This is a genomic window from Paenibacillus rigui (genome assembly GCF_002234615.1).
GTDB lineage: Bacteria > Bacillota > Bacilli > Paenibacillales > NBRC-103111 > Paenibacillus_S > Paenibacillus_S rigui.
Genome location: NZ_NMQW01000003.1, coordinates 44,055 through 56,595 on the forward strand (window position 1 = coordinate 44,055; position 12,541 = coordinate 56,595).

Genomic DNA, 12,541 nt, shown 5'->3' on the forward strand with positions numbered 1-12,541 from the left:
CTTGACCATATTATTGATGTGAAAAAGGGAGATGTCTAGATGAAAAAACGGTCATGGATTTCTGCAGTGGGTGTAGTTGCATTGTCTGTAAGCGTAATCAGCGCTTGCTCTGGCGGTAAAGAGAATCCCAGTGGATCTGACCAGAAGAACGGCCAGGGAGGGAAGCTGGAGCCGGCCAAGCTGTCTATCATGATTCCTGACGGAGCACGAGTATGGAAGCCGGAGAGCCCGGTCATCGTCGAGCTGCAGAAGCGAACAAACACGATCATCGACGCTCAATTAGTTCCAGGCAACTCTCAGGACTATACCAATAAGTATAGTGTTTTGGCTGCTGCCGGCGATTTGCCGGATATCAGTAAGACCAACGGATTTGAATTCCAAAATTATGCGGATAGTGGAGTTTATCTGGAAATCTCGGATCTGGTGGAAAAGAATGCACCGAACCTGAAGTCCAAGATAAGTAAGGAAGCATGGGATCTTCTCAAGTATAAGGACAAAACCTTTGCGATTCCTTACGAGAACACACCAGGGAAAATCGTACCAGTAATTCGGACCGACTGGCTGGAAGCGTTAGGTTTGAAACAGCCGAAAACACTGGAAGAATTCAAGGATGTCGTCACGAAGTTTACATTCAATGATCCTGATAAGAACGGAAAACAGGATACCTATGGAATTGGCGCAGGGTCAGGTGCCTGGCAAACGGATCTAATGATGATCTTCGGTGCTTTTGGAGCATTCCCGTTTCAGCATGAGATTAAGGACAACAAGGTTGTACCGCATATCATTACTCCGGAGTACAAACAGGCTATTGAGTATATCAAGGGACTATGGGATGCCAAAGTTATCGACCCTGATTTCTTTATTATCAAGTCGGATGCAGCGCAACAGAAAATCGCTCAAGGTAAGATCGGTACCTTTGAAGCATGGTGGTCCATAGGGCCCCAAGTTGTGACGCGTAATTTGAAAATGAAAGAAGTCGTACCAGGCGCCAAGTTGGATCCATTCACGCAGCTGGTCAAAGGTCCCAGCGGGAAAGCTTCTATGTTGTCCCTCGGGGAAATCGGCGGATCGATACAAATATCGTCCAATGCTAAGGATCCGGCGGCAGCGATCAAATTCCTTGATTATTTGGCTACGGACGAGGGTTGGGAGCTTTCCAGATTCGGGGTCAAAGGTCTCCACTACAATACAGTCGAAGAAGGTTTGTTGCCGGAAGGCAAGAAGGCCAGTGACGAGAAGTGGTTGGACCCGCTCGGGCAGGTCATCTTCCGTACCGATCTGTTCAAAAAAGCTGCTGCTTCAGGCCAGTCGCCTGAACAAGTAGAGGACTACCAATTTATGAAGGCGGGGCTTGAATACCCGCTGTTCAATGATGCGCTTTACGGTTTACCTCAAACTGAAGAACAGAAGACCCTCGGTTCAGATTTGACCAAATACGAAAGAGATATGTTCATCAAGTTCGTAACTGGTTTAGAGCCGCTGAGCAATTGGGACAATTACGTAAGTGAGTGGAAGAAGAAAGGCGGCCAGAAAATTCTGGAGTCTCGCGTAGCGAAATACAACGAACTGAAAGGAACTAAGCTGTCCCCAGGTCTTTGAGAGAAAGGCATATCAATAAATCCGTAGGAGTCAGTCTCCCGCGGATTTATTCGTGGCTTGCCAGACTCCAAAGGCTTCTGTATCATAGATTTTACAATTTGTTGATACGTCAGGGGAGGTAAACATAATCGTGAAAAGATGGGGGTTTATCCGGGGAAATCGGCTGGAATACTTTGTTTATCTTCTTCTGTTGTCATCCTTGCTGATTATATTATTTGGCAGTGCTATCTATTATTATACTTCAGAGAAGCTTGCCAATGAGGCTATTCAGAATAATAGCAATACGCTCCAGTTGCTGAGAAATGCTCAGGAAACTGTTCTGAATGAAGTGGATAGGTCTCTCGAGAGCATCTTTTTTGATTCTGTTTACGCCTCATTCAATGAATATTATGAGAATCAGGATATTCTGATGATGATCGATGTGCAGAAGAAGCTGGATAATATTGTTTTCCTTAATAAATATATTCATTCCCTCTATTTGGTGTATCCCGGCTATAATCGTGTATTGGGCGATCAAACAGGTGTACAGTCAATCGAGGACTTTAACGACCGAAGATTTATCTCCGAGATGCTTAGTACCCCGAATCCCAGGGGAGAAGTCATGACCCGGAAGTTAAAGGGGAGTTGGGATGTTGAGGCGCAAGATGTGATCACGCTGGTCAAGACGATCCCGCTAGTCTCCCAAAGCCCAACTGCATACCTGGTTGTTAATGTCAAGGCTTCCTATCTGTTAGGTACTCTTAATATGATCAACACGAATGATAATGCTCGAATTATGGTTATGAATCGCACAGGACGATTGATTGCGGAGAAGTCCAGTCAAGCAACAGCTATTCAGTCTGAGTTATCTGAACGATTAGCGAACGGTGAACTAGTTGAAAACGGGTACCAAATACTTGGTTCCAAGACAAAGGGGACACTCGTTTCTTACGTAGCATCTAAACGTCATGATTGGATGTTCCTCTACACCATTCCTATGTCGGAAGTAACCGGGAGTATCCGGCTATGGGGGCAGACCCTGTTCTTTATATGGTTGGTCATGACAGTGCTCGGTATCTTGGGATCTTATCTGTTATCAGGTCGGATATTGACTCCGATCCGACGAATGCTCACATTGCTCCGATCCGAAAGCAGCTTGGCGGAGATTCCGCCCGCCGCCAAGGAGACCTCGCAGTTGGAGATGAATATTCATTCGATACTCCATCGAACAAGGAATATGGAGGAAATGCTGCAGTCCTACGAGGCAGATATTCGAAAGCGTTTCTTGCATGGTTTGCTGGAGGGGAAACAGGAAGCGGATGATGGAAAGCTGACAGAGACTTTCCGCTATTACGGACACGAAATGAATGAAGAAAGCTGGTATACTGCGCTGCTGGTATCCATGGATCAATACACCAAATATTGCAAGGAGCATTCGGAGAAGGAACGAAATACCCTGTTCTTGAAACTTGCTCATGCGATAGAGATGGAGGTTCTGTCGGTATCCCGAGGCTTCGTGCTAGAGCTTGACTCCGGGCAGATTGCAGCCGTGCTGCTTCTGAATAACGAAATCGATTCGGAGGAAGTAGAGCAGTTGACAAAGGAGACTGCCCAGCGGCTGCATGCATTAATGAATACGAATACGGAGGGTCTCTACACATTTACGATTGGAGTGAGCAAGGCTCAACAAGGTTTACGTGATATCAGCCTTGCCTATTACGAAGCCCAGAGCGCAGTTCATGACAAGATCATCTATGGCGGCAATTCCGTAAATTTCTATAACGATGTCAAGACGAGGAACGAGATGATTCTTTATCCGTATGCTATCGAGAAGAAAATACTGGTTGCGTTGAAATCGGGGGATGAAGCGGGTACCCGGCAAGCCTTAGATGAATTTGGCCTGTACGTCCTAGATATGGCTCCCTATAATCGGGGAATTATCAAGTACTACTTTATTCAACTTTATTCATCTTCACTCAAGTGCGTGTTCGAGATTAATCCGGATCTAGTAGCGACGTTGGAGTTTACGCATAGCCTAGAGTTGATGGAAATGGACACAATTCCGGACATGCTAGGTTACTTGCAGCAATTTTATCTTGTCATTTTCCAATACATGTCCACCAAACGCAACGCCAAGAATCAAGAGCTTTCCGATGCGATTTGCAATTATATCCGCGCCAATCTGAGCAAAGACTTGTCTCAAGACCGGATTGGAGAATTGTTTGGCGTAAGCGCTTCCCACCTTAGGAAGGTGTTTAAGGAGGAGAAGGGGCAGACTCTTAAAGATTTCATTCAAAATGTACGTTTGGAACAGGCGAAGAGACTTTTGGAGAATCCGAATAACAAAATTGCGGATATTGCCGAGAAAGTCGGGTACTTGTCATCCCAATCGTTTGCCCGCGCTTTTCGTCAAGAAACGGGTTTAACCTCTGGGGAGTATAGGGATAACTATCTTAGGGAAAATCAAGGAACTTAAGGACAAAATGAAAGCGCAAACAATGCAAATAACTAGTTCACCTGAAAGGTGGGGGATAGAATGAGAGATTTTGTAACGATAAAACATTTGATATTGCTGATAGTCATAAGTTTGGTCTTGAACAACCTAACAAGTTTACTTGTGCAGGCAGCGGATCATGCAGAAAGCATGCTTAGCGAGGATTTCGGCGAATATATAAACAATATGCCCATTCCTAATACGCAACCAAGTCCTTGGCAGGAAATTGGCAATCAAAATGAAGGAACCAAGGTGATCGTTAATGGCAGTGAAAACTACGGTTGGGTAAAGAGTACAAATGCAGGTTCGGACAAGGCGAAACCGACTTATGTGAAGAATAAGACTTTGGTTTTTAAAAATGGAGCTAAATATAGTTTAGAAGGACGCATTAAAGTGCAAACCGTTGGAGGAGGGGGACTATTTTTTGCATTATCTGCTTTTAATGGGAATGACCGAATCACGGATATTGCGCCTATTCGATTTGCTTCCGGTAATCAGGTGCAAAACGCCAATGGACAAAAAATTGCAGATTATATGTTGGGTGAATGGTATAACATTGCTTTGGAACTTGATTTTACAACAGGAACGCAAAAAAAATATACAATATCTCTTAATGGAAAACAATATGGACCTTATAACTTTCCGTCAAATGTACAAATTGATACTTATACAGTGAAGTATTTAGCGATTACAGCAAGTCGTAATACAACAACTACTGCCGAAACAGAAGCGTTAATTGATTATATAAGAGTAGCTCCCAAATATAATTATGCATTTCCAGAGCCTATTGCTTCATGGGATGAGAATGTAAAGGCAGGACAGCGAGAAGCTGCAAATAAACTGATGAAAGACATAAATAATGCAATTAGCAGCGGTCAAAAAACATTTATGATACCCGCTGGAAATTATCGGTTCAATAATAGCACCAAATTTTATTTCAAACAACTTCTTGATTTTACAATAGAAGCAAATGGCGAGGTTACTTTTTGGAATGAAGCTCCGGCCTCGCAAGCCATCTATTTTGACCAATGCAAGAACGTTACATTGAAAGGAATAACCATTGATTATGATCCTTTGCCAACCTCGCAGGGAGATGTTATTGAAATTAACACAGTTAATAAGTATATCGTGGTTAGAATCGATGATGGTTTTCCGATTCTAGATGACAGTTGGATTCAAGGAACGGCGGGAAATAATATGAGAGCCATTTTTTATGCTGCGGATGGATCTCGCCAAAAAGGCATGATGGATTGGGCAAAAACTATTGAACGCGTTGAAGGAAAAACAAATGAATTCCGTGTTAGGTTTGTTAATAACGCAATATTTAATAATAATTGCAATATAGTGATTGGGGACAAATATATATTTGCATGGAATAGAGGAATTGTGATCTATTCGACAAACAGCGAAAAAATGACTTTTGAAGATATTACTATCTATGCATCACCGGGTTTTGGTGTCCATGAACTGTATGGAAATGGTGGTAATACCTATAAAAGGATAAAAATGATACGGCGTCCCGGAACGAAAAGATTTCTCGTATCTAATACCGATGCTTTTCATTCATGGATGGTAAAAAACGGACCGTTGGTAGAAGATTCCGAGTTTTCTCATGCAGGAGATGACCTCTCTAATGTCCATGGTTTCTTCAGTATGGTCTATGATCAACCGGCGCCTGATGAAATTCGTGTAGTAACTGTAAATATTGTTGATTTTTTGAAGGGTTCATCCGTTGATTTTTACGATTTTGAATCCCTAAAGTACTTGGATCGAGCGGAAATCATTGACATGAAGCAAATCGAAGATCCTACCCTGATAGAAAATGCCAAAAAATTTAACACATTGGCAAGGATGCAGACCGGCTATGATGTAACGAATTTATATAGGGGTTCGATGTATACCTTGAAACTGGATAAACCGGTCAAAGTAAGAACTTTTGATATGTTGAACAGTCAGGATCAAATGGGCAAGGGCGCCGTGTTCAGGAATAATTATTATCATGATGGGTTTGCCAATGGTGTAAGAGTGATCAGTACCAATGCAATAGTAGAAAATAACAGAATTGAACGCACAGCACACGCAGGTGTGCTAGTAAGCGGAAAACGATATTGGATGGAATCTGCAATACCAAGCAATGTTTTGGTTAAAGGAAATCAAATTTCAGATACCAATATACTTCTGAGTAATAGACACTATTTAATTGGGGGTATTACAGTTTTAAATGATACGGATATTTTATCCAAAGAAAAGCCAAGCTCTAATATTGATATTATTGGAAATACGATTACAAATCCATCATTGGTTGGCATTTATATGTCAAATGCAAGAAATAGTAGAATAGAAGGAAACAGGGTTATTCATCCGTATAGTGATCCGACTCCCAATAATCAAGGAACCGTATACGGTTTTCATCCTGCTCCATCATATGGTATTTATGTTACCGCTGCGACGAATATAACCTTATTCAACAATAAAGTGGAGGGTATGCCTGCAACTATGTCAGGAGACATTGGGATTGCCGACTATACCGATGGAATTATATATGTATCTGCTTACATATTAAATAAAATTGATAATGCTGTAGTGATGTATAACGGAAGCGGGGATGCCTATGTCAATGGAACAAGGACGCAGATTGATGGGGGATCTACAGACAAATCCCCGGTTTTTGCAGGAGGAATTGCCTTTGTGCCTGCCAAGTTTGTATCTGAGAAGCTGGGGGCTTCGGTGCAATGGAACGGGTCCAATACATCCATGAGTATTTCTTATAAAGACAAAAACATTGTCCTGAATGAAGGAGATACAAATATGGTGGTCAATGGACAAACAATGGATATGGGAGTTGTGCCGTTAAAAGCAGGTACAGAATTGCTGATACCGGTTGAACAACTGGCAGAGGCGCTTGGAAAAAGTTATGTAAAGGACGATAAAGGCTTAATAATGATAGGAAATACAATTGATTTTACCAATGAGTCGGCGGTTGTTGATGAGATAGTGAAACTGTACAGTTATGGAGGAATGAGAGGGTGAAGCATAGTAGAGCTTTTTGCATCCAAAAGCTAGTATTGATATTTGTTTTGTTGGCAGCGATGATCATACCTTCTACTGTATATGCGGCGCCATATGACATAGCAGCCAATTTTGATCGTAATGGCGATTTTGGAGGATGGGTTATTGAAGGAAACGGACATGCCAGCGGGGTTGTTTCAGACGGAAATTTGAATCTTACGGTGAAGAATGACAATCCGGGTTTAATACGGCCGCATAATGGAACTGCTTCTCATATCAATTCAGGGAGATACAGACAAATTAAGATTAAAATGAAAAATAACACAGCTGCGACCAAAGGAGCTGTAGCTTGGAGAATTGATGGAGCGATGGTCGGTTCTTTTCCATATACGTCAGGAGGCTTTCTGGTTGAGAATACGATATATTTTGACATCAAGCCTAATGATCAGGATTATACGGAATATAGCATTGATCTTAGTTCCATACCTAACTGGAAAGCCTATATAGAGGCTTTAAGAATTTCTCCTGCACAAGGCGTTGCAAGTGGAACTGTGAATATCGATTATATAAAGATCGTTGATTCTGACGATCTTCCTGCAGCCCCGGTTCCTAGAAGGGCAACTGATAAAACAAAATATCAAGCGGGAAAAGTAGATGAGGCTATCCATATTGATGGAAAATTAGATGAAGACTATTGGAAATCGGCAACAAAGGCAAGGTTAAGTAAAAATCTGCGCAATAGAAATCCGGAAGCAAGCTATTTCATGGTTGGATGGGATGATAACAACTTATATGTAGGTTTTATGGCAAAAGATGAGGTGAATGTTGCCAATTCACAACCTAGTGTCTGGGAAGATGATGCGATGGAATTGTTTATTGACGGTGGCAATGAAAAAAGTCCTCAGTATGATGCAAATGATAGGCAGTATATCATTGGAAGACAATATGAAGGTATTTATAGTGACGGAAAGAGTGCTAAATTTAATTCAACCGGGGTGAAATTTGCAAAGCAGGAGGTAGTAGGAGGTTGGAGTATTGAGATGGCAATACCGTTCTCGAATCTCGGAGTTGTTCCAGTGATGGGCGCTAGGCTTGGCCTGGATGTACTTTATGATGATGATGATGGTTTGTTTCATGATTCTGTTTTGTGTGATTATAAAACGATCTGGGCAGGAACAAAAAACAATTCTAAAGATACAACTGCATTTGGTGAGATTACATTATCGCAAAGCCCGATAACCGTTCAGGAATTGGTGAAAAATAAGATTAGTAATGTTATGGCATTAAAAGTTGGAAGTTCAATTGCTTATCAAAACGGTATAAAAACACAAATTGATGTTGAAAAAAATCACATTACGCCTATTGTTCAAGATGGCACTACATGGGTACCGTTGAAATTTATAGCGGAAGGATTTGGTGCGAAAACAGAGTGGGATGCAACGACGTCGGGAATGAAAATAGTTGTTGGCGATAAGGTCATAAAGATGAAAATTGGCAATCATACCATTTACGTAGATGGGCAAGGGTACTATATCAGCAGCGCTCCCCAGCTAATAGGTGAAGAAACACTTGTACCGCTCGGAGTGCTGAGTGAGATGATCGGTCAAGATATTTTCTTGGATAATAGCGGGCTTATAGTTGTAGGAGCAGATCGTGAGTTTATTGATAACGACACAGAAGGCTCGTTACTTCATGAAATTCTTAATCTTTTTACGGCGCCTCCGGTCATCACGGGAGTATTCCTCACGCCGCCGAACGGAAACGGCTGGTTCAACGGGGACGTGACGGTACATTTTGCCGTCTACGATAACGGATCGGGGGTGGCCTCGGTTACTCCAGATATTATCGTATCGACGGAAGGGAGGAACCAGACCGTAACGGGGACGGCTGTCGATGAGGCAGGCAATCAGGTCAGTACTGAGATCCGTAACATCCATATCGATAAAACGAAGCCGGAGACAAGCAGCGCCTTATCGCCTTCCGCTCCGGATGGAATGAACGGCTGGTATACGCAACCGGTCACGCTTCAGCTCACGGGAGCGGACCAACTTTCCGGCGTAGCCGAGACTGTCTACAGTGCGGACGGCGGCACGAACTGGCAGCTGTACTCGGGGCCGGTCACGTTTCGTCAGGATGGCCGATACTCGATCAGTTACCGTTCGACCGACCTGGCGGACAATCAAGAGCTTCCTAAAACGATCCGCTTTCAACTGGACAGCTCCGCTCCGTCAATCTCGGTTGCTTCGCCGATCGCAGGTCGCAGTTACTTGGATTCCGGCGGTTTGGCGGTACAGTATACATTGTCGGACGTGTTGTCCGGGGTTGACGCCGGCAAGGCCGCCGTAACGCTGAATGAACAACCTGTTCCGCTGGGAGCCGTCATCCCTCTTTATACGCTGCCGCTTGGCCCGAACACCGTGAAAATATCGTCTGGCGATATGGCAGGGAACGTGGGGGACGTAACGGTAACCTTTTCGACTTACGCCAATCTGGATTCGTTGCATGCGTTAGTTGCGCGGTTTGCGGATATGAAATGGATCGATAACGCAGGCATTGCCAATAGTTTGCAAAGAAAACTGGATCATGGCGATTTGCGGGAATTTATGCGCGAAGTTCAAGCCCAAAGCGGTAAACATATCTCAAGCGCATCGTCTGCCTACATGCTGAGGGATGCTCAATTCATCCTCGATGTATTAACGGATTTGGTCAATCAATATACAAATAATAAATCAATCGATGGACCGGAAACATGAAGGAAGGACCGGACACCTTACGATTTGGGGAAAACGAAAAAAAACGCACCTGCTGGTAGAAGGCCGCTCCAGGTGTCTTGCTGTTAAAGCGATAGCTTTAGCATATCAGACAGCTACACTTACTTATCCGAGTTTTGAAATTATTGAATTGCTAAAGGTATTGGTTATGAAACAGCAAGACAATTGGGGAACATGGGGTATGAGATTTTAATAGGAGCAAGAAGCGAAGAAAAGGGACATGAGGCCGTAAAGTTATTGGAAACGGAGAACAATAAAGCTAAAACAGTTGTTCTTGATGTCACAAACCCCAGCTCCGTTCTATCCGCAGTAGAATGGATTGAACAAGAATATGGATACCTTGATATCTTGATTAATAATGCAGGCGTATTTTTTGAAGGCAACACACCTCCAAGTGAATTGGAACTGTCCGTTCTCAAAAGAACATATGAAACAAACGTTTTCGGTGTATTTTCTGTCACTAAAGCAATACTTCCATTGCTCAAAAAATCTTCCGCCGGAAGAATCGTCAATCTTTCTAGCGGATTAGGTTCCTTGAATTTGAATTCTAACCCAACGTCGGAATTTTATAATGTGAATTCGCTCGCCTACAATAGTTCCAAAACGGCCGTAAATGCTTTAACTGTTCTCTTTGCTAAAGAATTAAGAGATACTCCTATTAAATTCAACTCGGTTTGTCCAGGATTTACAGCTACCGATTTAAATGGTAATAGTGGCTATCGTACAGTCGAACAAGCAGCTTCTAGTGTTGTGAAGCTTGCGACAATCAATAATGATGGTCCAACTGGTGGCTTTTTTGATGAAAATGGAGTCGTGCCTTGGTAAAACACAGGGAATAAGTTAGCTTTAATATCCAAAAAAAGCTGATATAAATATTTCCATATACCTCATCTGATTCGTACCATTTTACCCTGTACGAAGTATAGCACTGTACAAATTTATAACCTGGCATATGTAATATTTCATAAGCTGCCGGTTTATTCTAGAATTATCTTTTGTGTACATAAACAAGAATGATCCCACTGATCCATAGTGGCCATTCTTGTTTATGTGTACTATCTTTAAATAATGTAGTTCTATTTTTCTGCACTTGCTATAACGTATTTGCACTCTTCATTTTGATTTGGAATATTTACGAAAGAGCCTAAGTTTGCCTTATCAATACTACGCTTGCTTAGGCGTATTCCCTCCGCAAAGCCAAGGAACAGCTTATTAGCGAATTCTTCATCAGGTATAAAGTAGAAGTGTGATCCACTGCCAAGCGTATAATTGCTTTATCGTAAATTGAGCTTATTGTTTCGCCCCAAGGGAATTGCGCTGAAAGCTGTATTTCTTTCGAGTCTGTTCCTCATTGGCCCAAATTCTGCAGATTTATGGTCACCAATACGAATTCCTGTCCCTTCACCTTTGAATATAATTTCTGCGCCTTTTAATTCATTTGACAAGTCCAGCACAACCAAAGAGATTTCATCCATTGAGGGCAAGGATCGATCCGTCCTCAAAGCAGCTAACGGCTGCTTGAGAGTCGGGTCGATCTGCCCGATGGATTTTATTGCTTGAGCGGCAGGCAATCGCCATCAGGATCCTGTCCGTGACGGACGGGATCATGGGCATGAGAATGCTTATGATGCTCATGGTGATGATGCCCGTGCTCGTGGTCATGGTCATGGTCATGGTCATGGTGATGGTCATGGTGATGGCCATGATCGTGCTCGTGCTTATGACTATCGTGATCATGATCGTGGTCGATTGAATGCTCGTGATGATGGTCATGAGCATGATGGTGGTGGTCATGGTGTCCATGCTCATGGCTGTGCGGTTGTGTTTGGTCATGCCCGTGGTCGTGACTGTGTCCATGCTCGTGATGATGGCCGTGGCTGTGCTCATGATGGTGGTGCGCGTGGGGCTCATGAGCGTGCTGAATTTCCTGGTGATGTACTTGGAATTTATGCAGGAAAGGATCGGCCTTACCGATGACGACTCTCAATACATTCGGCTGATTCGGCAGATCCCGAGTGCCGGCTCCGTAACCAATGGACTCGACGATCATCGGCGGAAAGCCTTTGCTGAATTCGTCCACAAGCCCGGAAATAATGCCAGCCCCTGTAGGCGTTGTCATTTCCAGTGCGTATGGAGTCGGAGCGATGGGCAGCCCGCGCATCATTTCGAGTGTCGCAGGAGCAGGGACGGGATAAATTCCATGGTCACAATGCACTGTACCGGAGCCCAAAGGCACAGGCGAAGCCACTATTTTCTCGATTTCCAGGGAATCCATAGCTAATGCGACGCCGATGACATCGACGATAGAATCCATGGCGCCCACCTCGTGAAAATGGACCTTTTCCACCGGAATATCATGAATCTTCGCTTCGGCCACGCCAATCTTGTCGAAGATGGCCAGGCTCAGGCTGACGACCCGTTCGTTAAAGCCCGCACGATGAATCAGCTCAACGATTTCAGAGTAGTGCCGATGATAGGTAGGAGGCTGGTTCGGATCCAGGACAACATCCATTTTCAATGCCGAAATTCCCTTTTTGTTTACTCGCTTCCAAGACAAGGTAAAAGGCTCGATGCTGATTTTACTCAGCTCTTCCTCGATGTAGCTGCGGTCCGCACCGGCATCCACCAAGGCTGCGAGGGTCATATCCCCGCTAATTCCGGAAAAACAGTCCAAATAGGCTATTTTCAT

The 12,541-nt window shown here is 43.5% G+C and carries 7 protein-coding genes; 5 read left to right on the forward strand and 2 right to left on the reverse strand.

The window, feature by feature from the left end; genetic code table 11:
- The first annotated feature begins 39 nt into the window (after positions 1 to 39).
- The 5 genes from CF651_RS04005 (at position 40) to CF651_RS04025 (ending at position 10,677) form a co-directional block, all read left to right on the forward strand.
- Complete coding sequence (locus tag CF651_RS04005) at positions 40 to 1,599, forward strand: extracellular solute-binding protein (protein ID WP_094013571.1); 1,560 nt, start codon at positions 40 to 42, stop codon at positions 1,597 to 1,599.
- Positions 1,600 to 1,729: 130 nt separating this feature from the next.
- A complete protein-coding gene (locus tag CF651_RS04010; protein WP_094013572.1) occupies positions 1,730 to 4,054 on the forward strand; it encodes a helix-turn-helix domain-containing protein in 2,325 nt (774 codons plus the stop codon).
- Between the two features lie 60 nt (positions 4,055 to 4,114).
- Entirely contained in the window at positions 4,115 to 7,102 is a 2,988-nt protein-coding gene (locus CF651_RS04015) for a stalk domain-containing protein (protein ID WP_094013573.1), read from the forward strand.
- Entirely contained in the window at positions 7,099 to 9,834 is a 2,736-nt protein-coding gene (locus CF651_RS04020; RefSeq protein ID WP_094013574.1) for a sugar-binding protein, read from the forward strand. The genes CF651_RS04015 and CF651_RS04020 overlap by 4 nt, the downstream gene beginning before the upstream one ends.
- Positions 9,835 to 10,026: 192 nt before the next feature.
- The gene (locus CF651_RS04025; protein ID WP_245855684.1) at positions 10,027 to 10,677 is read left to right on the forward strand and encodes an SDR family oxidoreductase; all 651 of its coding nucleotides are present in this window, start codon (positions 10,027 to 10,029) and stop codon (positions 10,675 to 10,677) included.
- Between the two features lie 449 nt (positions 10,678 to 11,126).
- Here the strand turns inward: CF651_RS04025 and CF651_RS04030 are convergent, their stop codons facing one another.
- Positions 11,127 to 11,423 carry a hypothetical protein gene (locus CF651_RS04030; RefSeq protein ID WP_094013576.1) on the reverse strand — a complete coding sequence of 99 codons (297 nt, stop codon included), beginning with the start codon at positions 11,421 to 11,423 and terminating at the stop codon, positions 11,127 to 11,129.
- Positions 11,402 to 12,541 carry a nickel pincer cofactor biosynthesis protein LarC gene (larC, locus tag CF651_RS04035; protein WP_094013577.1) on the reverse strand — a complete coding sequence of 380 codons (1,140 nt, stop codon included), beginning with the start codon at positions 12,539 to 12,541 and terminating at the stop codon, positions 11,402 to 11,404. Before larC ends, CF651_RS04030 begins: the two co-directional genes overlap by 22 nt.